Annotated in this window: 13 protein-coding genes and 1 pseudogene; 5 read left to right on the forward strand and 9 right to left on the reverse strand. The window is 71.6% G+C overall.

Features of this window, described 5'->3' with window-relative positions:
- Positions 1–232 precede the first annotated feature (232 nt).
- Positions 233–2,512 carry an Ig-like domain repeat protein gene (locus ACZ6D7_RS13420; RefSeq protein WP_469488765.1) on the reverse strand — a complete coding sequence of 760 codons (2,280 nt, stop codon included), beginning with the start codon at positions 2,510–2,512 and terminating at the stop codon, positions 233–235.
- 228 nt (positions 2,513–2,740) lie between these two features.
- Positions 2,741–3,841 (reverse strand): nuclear transport factor 2 family protein, encoded by a 1,101-nt coding sequence (locus tag ACZ6D7_RS13425; RefSeq protein ID WP_469488767.1) that lies wholly within the window; start codon positions 3,839–3,841, stop codon positions 2,741–2,743.
- 247 nt (positions 3,842–4,088) lie between these two features.
- On the opposite strand from ACZ6D7_RS13425, the gene sigJ reads away from it, so the two are divergent.
- Positions 4,089–4,970 carry an RNA polymerase sigma factor SigJ gene (gene sigJ / locus ACZ6D7_RS13430; RefSeq protein ID WP_469488772.1) on the forward strand — a complete coding sequence of 294 codons (882 nt, stop codon included), beginning with the start codon at positions 4,089–4,091 and terminating at the stop codon, positions 4,968–4,970.
- Positions 4,971–5,069: 99 nt separating this feature from the next.
- Here the strand turns inward: sigJ and ACZ6D7_RS13435 are convergent, their stop codons facing one another.
- The gene (locus ACZ6D7_RS13435; protein WP_469488775.1) at positions 5,070–6,953 is read right to left on the reverse strand and encodes a sensor histidine kinase; all 1,884 of its coding nucleotides are present in this window, start codon (positions 6,951–6,953) and stop codon (positions 5,070–5,072) included.
- Positions 6,950–7,624 carry a response regulator gene (locus ACZ6D7_RS13440; RefSeq protein WP_469488777.1) on the reverse strand — a complete coding sequence of 225 codons (675 nt, stop codon included), beginning with the start codon at positions 7,622–7,624 and terminating at the stop codon, positions 6,950–6,952. The genes ACZ6D7_RS13435 and ACZ6D7_RS13440 overlap by 4 nt, the downstream gene beginning before the upstream one ends.
- 177 nt (positions 7,625–7,801) lie before the next feature.
- Between ACZ6D7_RS13440 and ACZ6D7_RS13445 the strand changes: the two genes are divergently transcribed.
- From ACZ6D7_RS13445 to ACZ6D7_RS13455, 3 genes are all read left to right on the forward strand, one after another.
- Positions 7,802–8,203: a hypothetical protein gene (locus ACZ6D7_RS13445; protein ID WP_469488781.1), complete on the forward strand. Its 402-nt coding sequence runs from the start codon at positions 7,802–7,804 to the stop codon at positions 8,201–8,203.
- Positions 8,204–8,365: 162 nt separating this feature from the next.
- Positions 8,366–9,526, forward strand: coding sequence for a DUF6777 domain-containing protein (locus ACZ6D7_RS13450; RefSeq protein WP_469488784.1), 1,161 nt, complete (start codon positions 8,366–8,368; stop codon positions 9,524–9,526).
- Between the two features lie 180 nt (positions 9,527–9,706).
- Positions 9,707–9,991, forward strand: a complete 285-nt coding sequence (locus ACZ6D7_RS13455) for a hypothetical protein (RefSeq protein ID WP_469488789.1) — start codon at positions 9,707–9,709, stop codon at positions 9,989–9,991.
- 31 nt (positions 9,992–10,022) lie between these two features.
- Here the strand turns inward: ACZ6D7_RS13455 and ACZ6D7_RS13460 are convergent.
- From ACZ6D7_RS13460 to ACZ6D7_RS13475, 4 genes and pseudogenes are all read right to left on the reverse strand, one after another.
- Positions 10,023–10,334, reverse strand: a pseudogene (locus ACZ6D7_RS13460) (NAD(P)H-binding protein); the annotation flags it as partial.
- A gap of 491 nt (positions 10,335–10,825) precedes the next feature.
- Complete coding sequence (locus ACZ6D7_RS13465; RefSeq protein ID WP_469488794.1) at positions 10,826–11,617, reverse strand: ABC transporter permease; 792 nt, start codon at positions 11,615–11,617, stop codon at positions 10,826–10,828.
- Positions 11,614–12,570, reverse strand: coding sequence for an ATP-binding cassette domain-containing protein (locus ACZ6D7_RS13470; protein ID WP_469488797.1), 957 nt, complete (start codon positions 12,568–12,570; stop codon positions 11,614–11,616). The genes ACZ6D7_RS13465 and ACZ6D7_RS13470 overlap by 4 nt, the downstream gene beginning before the upstream one ends.
- A 26-nt stretch (positions 12,571–12,596) precedes the next feature.
- Positions 12,597–13,268 carry a DUF4097 family beta strand repeat-containing protein gene (locus ACZ6D7_RS13475; RefSeq protein WP_469488801.1) on the reverse strand — a complete coding sequence of 224 codons (672 nt, stop codon included), beginning with the start codon at positions 13,266–13,268 and terminating at the stop codon, positions 12,597–12,599.
- Between the two features lie 245 nt (positions 13,269–13,513).
- Here ACZ6D7_RS13475 and ACZ6D7_RS13480 point away from each other — a divergent pair, with 245 nt between their 5' ends.
- Complete coding sequence (locus ACZ6D7_RS13480; protein ID WP_469488804.1) at positions 13,514–14,224, forward strand: GbsR/MarR family transcriptional regulator; 711 nt, start codon at positions 13,514–13,516, stop codon at positions 14,222–14,224.
- A gap of 82 nt (positions 14,225–14,306) precedes the next feature.
- Here ACZ6D7_RS13480 and ACZ6D7_RS13485 read toward each other — a convergent pair whose 3' ends face one another.
- A complete protein-coding gene (locus tag ACZ6D7_RS13485; RefSeq protein ID WP_469488807.1) occupies positions 14,307–14,750 on the reverse strand; it encodes a hypothetical protein in 444 nt (147 codons plus the stop codon).
- Between the last annotated feature and the right edge of the window lie 36 nt (positions 14,751–14,786).

A 14,786-nucleotide genomic window follows, 5' to 3' on the forward strand; every position in this document is an offset into this window, starting at 1 on the left:
CCGGCTCCCCGGCTCCCCGACTGTCCGTACACCGACGGGCACCTTCCGTTACAGGTAACGAGCGCCTTGTTGAAGGTGACGAGCAGGGTGCGGCCTGCGATGCCTGGAGCCGTGGCCAGGTAGTGAGCAGCCGAGACTCGCGCACGCTGACGAGTCCCGGCTGTCCCCTGTCCCCGGCTTGCTTCAGGCTGCGACGCGGCCTCCCTGTCACAGCCGCCCCCTCAGAAGCAGCTCAGTTGGTGAAGTAGATGTACTTCCAGGAGCTGTAGGTGGTGGAGTTGACGTTGTCTCCGGAGGAGTCGTTGATGTAGGCCGACCGGACCCGGACGCGGAGGCCTGCCTCGTCGGAGGCGCCGAGGTCGATGACGCTCTTGCCGGTGGTGCCCAGGTCGAAGAACTCCTCGTAGCCGCGGTGCCACGCGCCCTGGTAGTAGACGTCGATGTCCAGCCGGTGGCTGCGGCCCGGGTAGTAGCTCATCGTGGTGGTGAACAGCGGGCCGGTGCTCTTGCGGTACCAGTAGTACGTCGGGGAGTTGGTGCTGACCTTGCCGGTCTTGTAGTACTTCGTCAGCGAGGTGGACACGCTCACCTTGGCGTACGCGGTGACCTTGACCGACTTCGGGGCGGTGCGGGCGTCACCGGCGAAGACCGCGGTGACGGTGGTGTCCCGCTTCATGTCCACCACGGCGGAGACGTTTCCGCTGGAGTTGACGGTCGCCTTCTTCACCAGGACCTTGGGCTTGTCCGAGCCGTAGGGGTCGGCCCAGATCTCCACCGTGCGGCTCTTGTAGGTGGTGCCCAGGTGCGCGGTGAAGGTGACGTCCTGACCGTAGGAGTACACCTTGCCGCTGTTGTTCAGGCTCAGCGTGGTGGCGGTCCGGGAGACGGCCACCGTGTCGGAGCCGGAGGCCGCGGCGCGGGTCGCGTCGCCCGCGTAGGAGACGGTGTACTTCACGTTGCCGCCGGCAGGCGGGGTGTCGGTGAAGGAGAAGGTGCCGTCCGCCTTGGTCTTCACCGAGGCCAGCGCCTTGCCGGAGGGCGACTCCAGGTCCGTGCGCTTGACGGTGAGTGCCGTGCCGGCCGGCAACGCCTCGGCGTTGGCGACCTTGCCGGTGACGGTCAGTGGCTTGGCGCGGGTGGCCGTGGCGGGCGCGCTCACCGTCACCGTGGTGGCGCTGCGGGAGACGACCACGGTCCGCGTGGCGGACGCCGGAGCGTGCCCGGAGTCACCCGCGTAGGAGACGGTGTACTTCGCATCGCCCTCGACCGACGGAGTGTCGGTGAAGGAGAACGACCCGTCCTCACCCGTCGTCACCGGGGCCAGCGCCTTGCCCGACGGCGACTCCGCATCGGTACGGGTGACCGTCAGCGACGTCCCCGCCGGCAGCACATCGCCACCGCTGACCTTCCCGGTGACAGTCAGCGACTTACCGGGAACGACCGAGGAAGGCGCACTCACCGTCACCGTGGTGGGGGCCTTGGTCGGCGCGTTCAGTGTGTTGAGGCGGTACGTGCTGCCGCTCTCGGTGACCGCGAAGAGGTGGTTGCCGTCCGGCTCCCAGGCCAGGCCGTCCGGAACCAGGGTGCCGGTGCCGGTGTCGGCGAAGTCGTACTTCCGGGCCGGCTCGGTGGCACCGGGCTTGAAGATGTAGACGTCCGGCTCGTACGAGCCGTCGATGCCTGCGGCGACGGTGCCGTCCGCGGCGATGTCGACGGCGTTCGGGTAGGCGTCGGTCGGGTAGCTGCCGACTTCCTTCAGGTCGGTGGTGGACAGCACCTGGTGCTTGTAGGGCGAGCCGCTGGCCGTGACGACCTGGTTGCCGTCGGGGGTCACCTCGAGGTCGCGCAGGTTGCTGCCGGCCTGGCCCTGGGCGATGAGCCTGGGCGCGTCGGCGCCGGAGACGTCATAGGTCGCCACGGCGGAGGGGCTGAGGCCCGGCACACCCGCGGCCAGCACACCGGGCGCGGCCGGGTTGGACTCCAGCAGGGGCGCGTAGTACCAGCGGCTGCCGCTGTCCTGGGCCACGGCGAGGACGGGATCCGGGCCCGAGAGGTCGAGGGAGCCGATGTTCCCGTGCGCCACCGTGCCGTAGCCGAACCACAGTTTCCCGCCTGCGCGGGCGAGGGTCGCCGGGCTGTCGGCGGTGCCGGTCGAGTAGCGGGCGGACTCGGTGAGGCCGGCCGTGTCGATGGCCGCGATCTCGTCGCTGCCCGCGACGGCCACGTACAGCGTCTGCGAGTCGGCCGAGAGTTCCAGGCCGCCTGCCTTCGGCAGCGAGCCGAGCGTCCCGACGACGTTGCCGCTGTAGTCGGTGGCGACGACCTTGCCACCGGTCGGGTCACTGACGAAGACGTGCTGGTGCACGCTGTCCACGACGATGTCGGCGACGGAGGCGACGGGCAGGACGGTGTTGCCGTCGGCGTGGGCGACCGTGGACCCGAGGCCCGTCAGTGCCACGGAACTGAAGAGGACGGCGAGTGCCGTCGCGGTGGAGATTCTGCGGTTGCGCAAGGTGGTTCAAACCCCCATGAGCCGTGGGAGGCCGCGCGTCACCGGAGGCTGGAAGGCACCGGGCGCGGCATATTTCGGATGCCTATGACACGGGTGTGACAGCGGAGCCGTCGGAATGGTTGTGCGCGGGAAGAAGGGATTCCGGGGCCTCTCCCACAGCGACGTCCGTTCCTCGCCGGCTCAGTTGGTGAAGCAGGCAGGCCACACTCGCGTGCCGCTGGGGCCGGGTCAGTATCCGATGGTCTCTCGCAGGAGCAGCACGGTGGCGCGGCCCGGGCGGGGTTCCGCGTTGAGGATGAGCAGGCGGTTGACGGCACTGGGCGTCCCGTACACCGCCTGGGCGCGGGCGTTCTCCAGCGGGAGGGCGTGCTCCTCGACGCGGCGCAGCGCTGTGCTCAGGTCGGGCACCACCTTCTGCGCGCCGACGATCCAGACCGCGTGGGCGGCGCCGCCCGCGTTGGCGGGGAGTTGGCTGCCGCTGCCCGAGGCGAGAACGAGCGAGCCGGTCTCGGTGACCGCGGCGACGCTGTTGACGACGAATTCGGGGCTCGCGACCAGCCTTCGGATCTCGTCGGCGCCGGTGGCACGGTCGATGGCCAGGACGCGCGGCCTGATGGCGTCGTACCGGCCGCCGGCGTTGATGTCCTCGTCGATGCCGGACAGCCGGAGGGTCTCGCTGGCTCCGGTGAGCACGCCGGCGCCCTCGGGGAGCAGGTCCTTGATGCGGGCGCGCGCGGCCGCGGCGTCGTCGAGGATCTCGGCGGCGAAGCCGCCCGCACGCAGCGCGGCGGCTGCCCGCTCCAGTTGTTCGGCCGATGCCGGGGCGGCGAAGGACGCGGCCGGAGCCGGGGTGGCCGTGGCGTCTGCCGGATTGGTCCGGGAGCCCTGCGCGGGGTGGGGCGCCGTGCCCGCCAGCGGGGAGGTGTCGAGGTACCTGACCTCGTACACCCGCTCGGCGAACTTCCAGCCCTCCGCGGTGCGCTGGTAGCGGTCGTGGTAGACGGCATAGTTCAGACCCTGGCGTCCGTCGAGGGTGCGCGCGAGTTCCTGGAGGTAGGCGCGGCCGGTCGCGGTGTCGCCGTCGAGGACGATCGTGCCGGGGTGTGTGGTCTGTACGAAGAAGTCCCACTGGCTCTGCAGCCGCTCGCCCCGGGCACGGATCTCCTCGCGGCCCACCAACTCGACGGGGATGTTGGGCATGCGCAGGGCGCCGTCCGGTGTGAACAGCGATGCCAGGCGGGTTCGGTCGCGCATCATGGCCGCGTCGGTGAACTCGCCGCGCAGTGCCTCGATCTCGACGCGGTCCGCGATGGCCTGGAAGTCGTTCATCGAGAGTCACCTCTCCGTCTCGGTCTCGGTCTCGGTCTCGGTCTCGGTCTCGGTCTCGTTGTTGCCGTCCTCACCCGTTACGACAACGCAGCCCTTCGGAATGTGAGGCGGCGCGTCGGCCTCACATTCCGCCGCGCTGTCTTGTCGTAACGGGTAGAGGCACAGCGGCGAGCGAGGGAGACGGCCGGACCATGACCACCAGAGCGGGCCCGGCGACGATCAGCGCGATCCGGGCCTCAGCGCGATCATGAGCGAGCGGCGCCGGCTGATCAACCTCGGCTATCGGCTCCTCGGGTCCCTCGCCGACGCCGAGGATGTCGTGCAGGAGACCTACGCCCGCTGGTACGCCCTGTCCGCACGGGAGCAGCAGGCCATCGAGTCGCCCGGCGCCTGGCTGGTGACGGTCGCCGGCCGCATCTGCCTGAACCTGCTCGGCTCGGCTCGGGCCAGGCGGGAGACGTACGTGGGCGACTGGATCCCGGAGCCGCTGCCCGAGCCCACGGAGTGGATCACCGGGCGCTCCGGCGTCGGCGGGATCGACCCGGCCGATCGGGTCACCCTCGACGAGTCGGTGACGATGGCCTTCCTGGTCGTCCTCGATGCGATGACCCCGGCCGAGCGCGTCGCGTTCGTCCTGCACGACGTCTTCCGCTACCCGTTCGGCGAGGTCGCCGAGATCGTCGGCCGCACTCCGGCGGCATGCCGCCAACTGGCCTCGTCCGCCCGCCGTCGCATCCGCACCGCGCAGACCTCGGCGGGCCCGAGTGCCGGGCAGGCCGGCATCGTCAGGCGGTTCAGAACGGCGTGGGAGGCCAAGGACATCGACGCCCTGATCGGTCTGCTCGACCCCGACGCCACCGCGACCGCCGACGGCGGCGGGCTGGCCGCCACCCATCTGCACCCGATCGTGGGCGATGAGCGGATCGCACGTGCCTACGCCGAGATCGCCCGCCGGTGGGACGGCCGCACGACGTTGCTGGAGTGCACGGTCAACGGCCTGCCCGGCTTGGTGGCGCGGCAGGACGGCAGCATCGCGACCGTGTTCGCGTTCGAGATCGCGGGCGACCGGATCAGGCAGGTGTGGGCGGTGCGAAACCCCGAGAAGCTCCGGCCCTGGCGGATCGGCTGAGGAGCGGTCCGACGAAGCACCGCGGCACATCGGATCGTGGCCGGCACCGACCCGCACCGAGCCCCCATCTCAAGCACGCCCTCATGTCAGGTGGCATCGTCAGGCAGGGAGGGCGAGTGGCAGGTCGGCGGTGACGGTCGCGCCCTGCGGGGTGGGGCGGATGGTGAGGGTGCCGCCGATCTCCTCGACGCGTTCGTACATGGATCGGATGCCCACGCCGGGTGTCCACGTCCCCGTGCAGGGGCCGCTGTCGGCAACGGTCACGCGCAGGAGTGCGGGGTCCGCGAGCTCCAGGGTGAGGGCGGCGGTGACGCCGTCGGAGTGCCGGGCGATGTTGGTCACGGCCTCCACTGCCACCCGGTACGCGGCCACCTCGACAGCCGCGGGGAGCGGCGGCAGCCGTGGCGGGGCGTCGATGGTGATGGTCAGGGGCCGGTCGGCCGCGGCGCACAGCGGGGCGATGCGCTGGCGGACGGCATCGACGAGGCCGAGCTCGTCGAGGGCACGGGGCCGCAGACCGTAGACGATCCGGCGGATCTCGGTGATGGCGTCGCCGATGTCGACGCGTAGCCCGCGCAGCGTCTCCACGGCGCGCTCCGGGTCGGTGGCGATGAGGTTGACGGCCGCGTCGGTGGTGTAGGCGATGCCGGTCAGGGCCGGGCCGAGACCGTCGTGCAGATCCCGGCGCATCCGGCGGCGCTCTTCCTCCAGCGCGGTCACCACCCGGCCGCGGGAGACGCGCAGTTGCTCACTGAGCCGCGCGGCGTGCAGGGCCTGGGCGAGCGGCGCCGCCACCAGCTGGAGCACCGCCGTAGCGGCCCGGGGCAGCCGCAGGTGGCCGGGCGGGAGGCACACCACGAGGTCGCCCGCGTGCTCGGCACCCGCGCGCAGGGCGATGCGCGTCGTGTGGCCGTCGTCCATGACGCCCGCTGTGGCGACCGCGGTCCCGTCCTGTCGCAGGGCGATGCCCGGCACGCCGAGGGTGGAGCGCAGGGTGTGCAGCCACAGCGGGGGCGGGGCGCCGGCGGTGAGGTCCGTGCCGAGCCGGGTCAGCGTCTCGACCGGGTCGGCCGACCTGCCGAACAGCATCTCGTCCATGCTCGCCTCGACCCGCTGCCGTACGGGCTGGTAGCCGGCGGCGATCGCGGCCGCCAGCAGCGCCGGCACCCCCTTGCCGGGCCGCGTGCCCACCACCATCTCCCACACCGCCGCGACCCCTTCGTACACCGCCGCACTCAACGCGAGCATGACGATCAGGACGGAGGCCCCGCGGATCACCACCCGTACGTCGGCCCGGCGTGGCGCGACGAGCGCGACGGTGACGGCGAGGGGCAGCGGCAGCGACAGCGCGCTCGTGGCGACGACGGTATCCACCGGCCCCATGGGCAGGGAGTTCTCGGCGGCGAACAGCAGCATGCCGCCCAGCGTCGTCGCCGCGGCGCCCAGCACCAGCCACAGCACGCGGCGCCGGTCGTCCCCGGTGGTGACCTCGAAGAGCACCCACGTCCCCGCGAGCATCACGGTTCCGGCGGCGATGGCCGCGGCCACCTGAGCGGCTGCCGCACCGGCGACCGCCGCGACCGCGCAGCCGGCGCCGGTGAGGACGACGGCCGCGTCCGCGCAGACCAGCAGCCGGGACGGCGGCCGCTTCGGCACGACGCGCAGGGCCGCCAGCGGCAGGGCCACGGTCGACGCGGTGACGGCCAGGACCACGGCCAGGGAGCGGGTGCCCGCGGTGAGCGCGAGCGGGGCGGCCAGCAGGGCGGCCGCGGACGCACAGAGGTACGGGGCCGCCGCCGTACCGGGGCGGCGGGCGGTGACCGCCCCGCAGCACAGCGCGAGGAACGTGCCGACGATCACCGACCAGATCGTCCACTGCTCGGAGGAGGAGGGTGGGGCGAAGGCGAGGGAGGCGAAGGCCGCGGTGGCGAGAAGCGCGAGAAGCGCGAGAAGATTCCGTGCGCTCAGGCGCTGTGCCGTCACGGCCCCGCCTCCGGCGTGCCGCCGCCCAGCCCGTGCTGCCGGGCCAGGATGACCGCCTCGGTCCGCCCGCTCACGCCCAGCTTCAGGAAGATCGCGGACAGGCGGTTCGCCACGGTCTTCTCGGCCAGCGCCAGGTCGGCCGCGACCCGGGCGTTCGTGTATCCCCGGGCCACGCGGTCGAGCACCTCCCGCTCGCGGGTGGTCAGTTCGGGGAAGGGGGCGGTCGGCGCGGCCGCCGGGGAGAGACGGCCGAGGAGGCGTGCCGCGACACCGGGCGCCATCACGTACTGCCCGGCCGCGACCGACCGCAGGGTGGTCAGGATCTCCTCCTGCTGGGCGCCCTTGAGGAGGTAGCCGCGGGCACCGGCGCGCATCGCGGACACCACCGTCTCGTCGTCTTCGAACATCGTGACGACGAGCACCGACACGTCCGGCAACAGGGCGGTCAGTCGCCGGGTCGCCTCCACACCGTCCAGCGCGGGCATCTGGATGTCCATCACCACGACGTCGGGCCGGCTCAACTGCGCCTCTCGAAGCGCCTCTTCGCCGTTCGCCGCCTCCGCCACCACCTCCACGCCGTCCAGCGAGGCCAGCAGCGCGCTCAGACCGCGCCGTACGACGGGATGGTCGTCGGCGATGAGTACCCGGATCGGACCGGCGGGGGAGGTCATGTCCCGATGATGGCCGACGGGTCTCCCGGCGGGGAGGGTCCGCTCCTCCCTCCGGTCCGGGAAATCCTCCTGGCCGGCCGGGAGGTTCGGAGGATGCGCGCCGAGGGGCCCGGCCGCGATGCTCGGTCCACCGGGTCGCCGCACCGGAGGCCCCAACACCCGTACGGGGGAACCGACATGACCGGGACACAAGCGGTGGGCCCCACGCTCAGCCGCAAGAACAAGGTGGGCCTCGGGCTGGCCGCGGCACTCGGACTGCTCGACATGACCAACCTGGCCGGCGTCTGGGCGCCGGAGAGCGACGAGCCCGGGCCGCCGACGGGCGTGCTCGTCGCCGACGCCGTCCTCGGACTGATCACGGTCGTGGCCGTCGCCTACACCTGGCGCACCGCCAACCGCACCGGCTCCCGCGTCGTCGCCGGGTCCCGGATCCTGTCGGCGATCACCGCGCTCCCGGCGCTGTTCGTCACCGGCGTCCCGGCGTGGGCCGTGGCCGTCGTCGCGGTCTTCATCGTGGTCACCGTCGTCGTGATCGCCCTGGTCCTGTCCCGCCCGGCCCCGGAGCGGGCCACCACGTGACGTGACATGACGTGACGTCACCCGGGGGGTGCGTCTTCGGCGCGGCCGGCACCACGAGGGGAGTACCGGACGCGTCCAGCTGCGGCCCGGCGAACGCCGGGCCGGAAGACGCCCCCCCCAAAAAAAACGACCCCAGAACCACTCTCTCGACGAAGGAGAACCATGAGCGGCAAACGGGGGATCATCAGGACCGCGGTCCTGCTCGCCGTGATCCTGAGCATCGTCGCCCCGGCCGTCACCGCGTGCGCGCCGGTCACCAAGATCGCCGTCAAGGCGATCGCTCGCGGGGCCCCGGCCGCCGCGCCCTTCTTCGCGGAAGCACTCGGACTCGCCGCCGACCGCCCTGTCAGCGACGCGCTCGCCCTCGGGGGAGGCGTGCAGAAGGGCAACCGGCCCGGCCTCTACGGCGGCACGCGGCACGACAAGAGCTGCGACAAGACGAAACTGGTCGAGTTCCTCAAGAAGGGCGCCAACCGGAAGAAGGCGCTGGAGTGGGCCAAGGCGCAGGGCATCGGCATCGACGAGATCGGGGGCTTCGTCGGGAGACTGACACCCGTTCTGCTGCGCAACGACACGCTGGTGAAGAACCACGACTACAAGAAGGGCAGGGCGGTCGCCTTCGACGCGCTGCTGGAGGCCGGCATCGCGGTCCTGGTCGACCTGCACGGCGAGCCCGTGGTGCAGTGCAGCTGCGGCAATCCGCTGGGTGCGTTCGAGCACGATGTCGACAGGACCGACGTCGAGTTCAAGGGTACGAACAAGAAGTGGGCGTCGTACGACCGCGACAAGGTCGTCAAGGTCGAGCCCACCGACGACGGGGACGAGGTGGAGACGTACCGGCTCGTCGATGTCCAGGCGACGGACGCCGGACTGGAACGGCCGGTGGGCTCGGACGGCGCGCAGGACACCGCCCTGCCCGAGGACCCGGGCGAGACCAGCGCCGAGGGCGACGGCGGATACGTCGAGGTGCCCGACGTGACGCAGTCCTCCGCCGAGGAGGCCGCGGGGATCCTGGAGGGTCAGGGCCTGGCCGTCGAAACGACGGAGGAGCCCTCCGAGACAGCCGGACCCGGCACCGTCCTCGGCCAGAACCCCGCCGCGGGCGAAAGGGTCCCGGCCTCCAGCACGGTGACCCTCACGGTGGCCACCGCTCCGGCCACGGCCGACCCACAGGTGACCGATCCAGAGGTGACCGATCCAGAGGTGACCCCCGGGCCCGGCGAGCTCGCCACCCCGACGCCGACGGACGGTGCGACACCGGCAGACACGACGCCCGGACCGGAAGCCCCGCCCTCGGACGGCCTGTTCGGTGGCACCTCTTGAAGCGCACGTCCTGAAGCACACCTTCTGAAGCGCACCTTCTGAAGCCCCGGCCCGCCGCCGTACCGCCCCCTGCTTCTGCCCTGATCGCGGAGGCAGGGGGCGGTTCAGGTCGCACGTCCGGGTTCCCGTCGAGGTTCCCGTCGAGATGCGAGGTGGTTCCCCGCATTGGATCGTGGAGTCATGAACCATCACCACCGTCAGTCCCAGCGGATGATCGAGATCGACACCCGTCTCGTCACCACCGGTGCCGTGCTCACCGCGGCCGGTGCCGTGGTGGCGTGCGCAGGCATGACGATCGCGGCCTTCGCCGTGATCACCGCGGGTCGACGCATGATCCGCAACATGGAGGTGCCCCCGGCCCAGCAGGCGGCCATGAAGTGGCAGCAGGCCAAGGAGGCCTCCCGAGCGGGCCTGCAGGCATGGCATTCCGCGTCCGATGCCGGGAACGGGTCACTCGCCCGCTAGGTCCGCCACAACCGGTCCGCTGTCCGGACCATCACACGGTCGGCTGTCCCCAGCCATGAGTGGCTTGCTGACGGTGGGCGCCATGGTGCTCCGCGGGCGGACCGGTCACCCGGAGGCGGCGGATCGGGTCAGCGGTCCAGGATGGCGTTGCGGCGGGACCACTCCCGACAACGCGGTGGACCCCGGCGGCGCGTGCGGCGGGGATCAGCGTGCGGGTGGCGCGGTCGGCGAGGGTGGACTTGAAGTCCTTGCCCGGGCCGAGGGCGGACAGTACGACGTCGCTGCCGGTCAGGGCGCGGGTGAGGTCGTCGGTGCGGGTGGCGTCGCCGGTGACGACGGTGACGTTCGGATGGTCGCCGGGACGACGTCCGCCACATCGTCCTCACCCGTGGGTTCGCCGCGGCCAAGGAACTCGATGCCATCGCCCCCGGAATCGTCCTGGTCCCGCTGCCCGGCCACACCCGCGGACACGCGTGTGTCGCGGTCGACACCGGCACCCGCCGGCTGCTGCATGCCGGCGACGCCTTCTACCACCACGGCACGATCGACGGCCGTACGCCCGTCCCCGCCGCCCTGCGGGCCATGGAGACCCTCGTCGCCCTGGGACCTGAGAAGGGTGCGGGACAACCACGCGCGCCTCGCCGAGCTGTACCGACAGGCGGATCCCGACCTGGCGGTCTTCTCCGCCCACGACCCAGCCCTGTACGAGAAGGTGCGCGCCGAGGCGTGATGTCCTCCCCGGACACGAGCGGGGCGGCGTACTCCGACGGGGTGTCGGGGTGCGCCGCCCTGGGGTGGGTCGGGTTGCGGGGGTGGCCCGCGTCGTCATGGCGGTTACTTCGGGTCGTCGTTGAACTTCGAGGTCGACCAGCGGTAGCCGAGCACCGTGAGGCCCAGGCACCAGGCGACGGTGAGCCATCCGTTGTGGCCGATCTCCGTGCCGAGCAGCAGGCCGCGCAGGGTCTCGATGGCGGGGGTGAAGGGCTGGTACTCGGCGACCGGCTGGAACCAGCCCGGCATCGCGTCGAGGGGGACGAAGGCGCTGGACAGGAGCGGCAGCAGGATCAGGGGCATGGCGTTGTTGCTGGCGGCCTCGGCGTTCGGGCTGATCAGGCCCATGCCGACGGCGATCCAGGTGAGGGCCATGGCGAAGAGCGCGAGCAGTCCGAACGCGGCGAGCCATTCCAGGGCGGTGGCGTCGGTGGAGCGGAAGCCGATGGCGACGGCGACGGCGCCGACGAGGACCACGCTGGCGATGGACTGCAGGACGCTGCCGATGACGTGTCCGATGATCACGGAGCCGCGGTGGATGGCCATGGTGCGGAAGCGGGCGATGATGCCTTCGGTCATGTCGTTGGAGACGGAGACCGCGGTGCCGATCGTGGTGCTGCCGATGGTCATCAGCAGCAGGCCGGGGACGATGTAGGCGATGTACTCGGAGCGGTCCGCGCCGCCGCCACCGATGCCCGCGCTCATGGTGTCGCCGAAGATGTAGACGAAGAGCAGCAGCAGCATGATCGGGGTGAGCAGCAGGTTCAGGGTGAGGGAGGGGTAGCGCCGGGCGTGCAGGAGGTTGCGGCGCAGCATGGTGGTGGAGTCGCGTACGGCGAGGGAGAGGGTGCTCATCGGGCTGTCTCCTTGGGCTGGTGGGGGATGTCGGCGCTGCCGGTGAGGGCGAAGAAGACGTCGTCGAGGTCGGGGGTGTGCACGGTCAGTTCGTCGGCCTCGATGCCGGCCGTGTCCAGGCGGTCGAGGATCGAGCGCAGGTCGCGCTGGCTGCCGTCGCTGGGGAGTTGCAGGGCGAGGGCTTCGTCGTCCCTGGCGACCTCGCGCAGGGCGGAGGCGGCGTTCTGGTAGGCGGCCGGGTCGGTGAAGCGGAGCCGGACGTGTCCGCCGGGGATGAGCCGCTTGAGTTCGTCGGCGGTGCCCTCGGCGGCGATCTTGCCGTCGTTCAGTACGGCGATGCGGTCGGCGAGTTCGTCGGCCTCCTCCAGATACTGGGTGGTGAGGAAGACCGTCACCCCGTCGGAGACCAGCTCGCGGATGATCCCCCACATGGTGTGGCGGGAGCGCGGGTCGAGGCCGGTGGTCGGCTCGTCCAGGAAGATGATCCGCGGGCCGCCGACCAGGGTCATGGCGATGTCGAGGCGGCGCTTCATGCCGCCGGAGTAGGTGGAGGCGGGCTTCTTCGCGGCCTCGGTGAGGTCGAAGCGCTCCAGGAGTTCGGCGGCGACCCGCCGCCCCTCGCTCCTGGAGAGGTGGTGCAGGTCCGCCATGAGGAGCATGTTCTCCTCGCCGGTGATCAGGCCGTCGACGGCGGAGAACTGACCGGTGACGCCGATCGCGGCCCGTACCGCCTGCGGGTCGGTGGCGAGGTCGTGGCCGCCGACGTTCAGGTCACCGGCGTCGGCGGTGACGAGGGTGGAGAGGATCTTGACGGCGGTGGTCTTGCCTGCGCCGTTCGGGCCGAGCAGGGAGAAGACCGTTCCTTCCGTGACGGCCAGGTCGATGCCGTCGAGGACGGTCTTGTCGCCGTAGGACTTGCGCAGCCCGTTCGCCGCGATGGCCAAGCTGGTCATGAGGAGTGCTCCTTGTGGACGTCGTCTCAGAGGCTGCGGGCGGTGATGTCGCCGTAGGCGGTGGTCGCGTGGAGGGTCAGGCCGGCGGCGGCGCCGTCGGTGTTGCTGAGCGCGTTGTGGATCCGGCCGTAGGAGGTGCCGGCGTCCAGGGAGGCGGAGACTCCGCGGGCGGCGCCGACCGTGATGTCGCCGTGCTCGGTGCGCAGCGTGACCGTGCCGCGCACGGCCTCGGTGATGCGGATGTCGCCCTTCTGGGTGCTGATCTCGGCGGGGCCGCCCAGACGGCCGACCGAGACGTCACCGGCCTGGAGGGTGAGGCGGGCGCCCGCGGTCTCGTCGAGCTTGACCGTGCCCTGCGCGGCCTCGATGGCGACGTCGCCGAGCCGTCCGACGCCGCGGAACTCGGCGCCGGCCGCCTTCGCCTCGACGCGGGAGCCGGCGGGCAGCTGGACGGTCACCTCGACGGATCCGGAGTTGCCGAGGATCCGGTTCGTCGCCGCCGGGGCCTCGATCCGCAGGACGCCGTCGCCGTAGGCGACCTCGATCTGCTCCGCCGCCTTCACGTCGCGGCCCTTGGAGGCGTCGGCGGGCAGGATCTCGACGGTGGTGTCGGCCCGGTCGGCGGCGATGAACCGGATGCGTCCCGCGGGGATGTCCAGGACGGCGGAGACCGGGGCGGGGGTGGCGAACTTCTGCATGGTGCTCTCCTTCTTCTTCTGCAGCGGCGCTCCGTCGGCCCGCTGTTTCTGACGATGGAAAAGCTACGTTGCATTCATAGATCCAGCAACATGCTCGTTGCGCATTATTGCCATCAGTGCAGGTAGAAGCAGATATTTCGTTGCAACGAACTGAAGCCTAATGCAACGACCCTTACCTGGTTCGTTGCAATGGAGTGGAGGTGAACGCTATAGTCGAGCCACCACGGACCACGAAGGAGGCCGCGATGCCGGGAGGCAGACTCACCCAGCAGGAACGCCAGCAGATCGCGCTGGGACTGGCCGACGGCCTCGCCTACGCGGAGATCGCCCGACGCCTCGACCGCCCGACCTCGACCGTCACACGGGAGGTCATGCGCAACGGCGGCCCCACCTCCTACCGCGCGGACCTCGCCCACCGCGCCACCGAACGCCGCGCCCACCGCCGCACACAGACCGCACCCCGGGGCGCGGAGGCGCCCGCGCAGGCCCACGGGCGCGACGCGGAGGCCGTGCGCGAGTACGAGGAGACGCTCACCACCGTCTTCATGCAGTCGGGCACGCCCAAGATGATGGCCCGCGTGATGGCCTGCCTCTGCATAAGCGACACGGGCAGCCTCACCGCGTCCGAACTCGTCCAGCACCTCCAGGTCAGCCCGGCGTCCGTCTCCAAGGCGATCACGTTCCTCGAGAGCCAGGGCCTCGTCCGCCGGGAACGCGACGAACGCCGCCGCGAGCGCTACATCGTCGACGCCGACGTCTGGTACCAGGCGATGATGGCCAGCGCCCGGTCCATCGCCCAGATCGTCGAGACCGCACGGCAGGGCGTCGGCATCCTCGGCCCCGGCACCCCGGCCGCCGCCCGCCTCGAGAACATCGCCCGCTTCCTCGACTTCGTCAGCGAGAGCACCGCCCGCGCCGCGGACCAGGCCCGCGAGATCCTCCACACGAAACCCTGAACCGCGAACTGACGGAAGAGGGAACACCGGCACCGCGTCACCGCCGTCTGCCGTGCCGGCCTCGGACCTGTCCGGCCACGTGTCAGGTGCCCGGCGGCCAGTCGTCCTGATGAGGTGGCGGCGGCGTGGGGCCCGTCGTCACGCGGTGGTACGCCGCGCGGGCGTGGAGGAGGCGGGCCAGGGCGGTGCCGAGCAGGGTGGCGGTGCACAGGCAGGCGAGCCAGAGGGTGTCTCGGTGGACGGCCCAAGTGAGGGTGCCGGCGGGCGGGATGGCGAAGCCGTTGAGGAACAGCCAGCACAGCACGGCCGTGCCCGGCGCCGCCGTGAAGCGGGCGCACAGGCCGAGCAGCGCGGCCAGCAGGGACAACGCGGCCAGGGCGAGGCCGGGGCGGTCCGTGCCCACCAGGGCGTTGTGCAGGGCGACCAGGGTCAGTGCGCCGCCGCAGGCGGTGGCCCAGACCAGCGGGGTGGCGACGGGGCGGGGCACGGGACGCGAGCCGGCCCTGAACGCCACCCACTCGATCATGCTCCACGCCTCCCTCCGGTCCTCCCCCACGCCTGC

It is taken from the genome of Streptomyces sp. NPDC041784 (assembly GCF_055591025.1).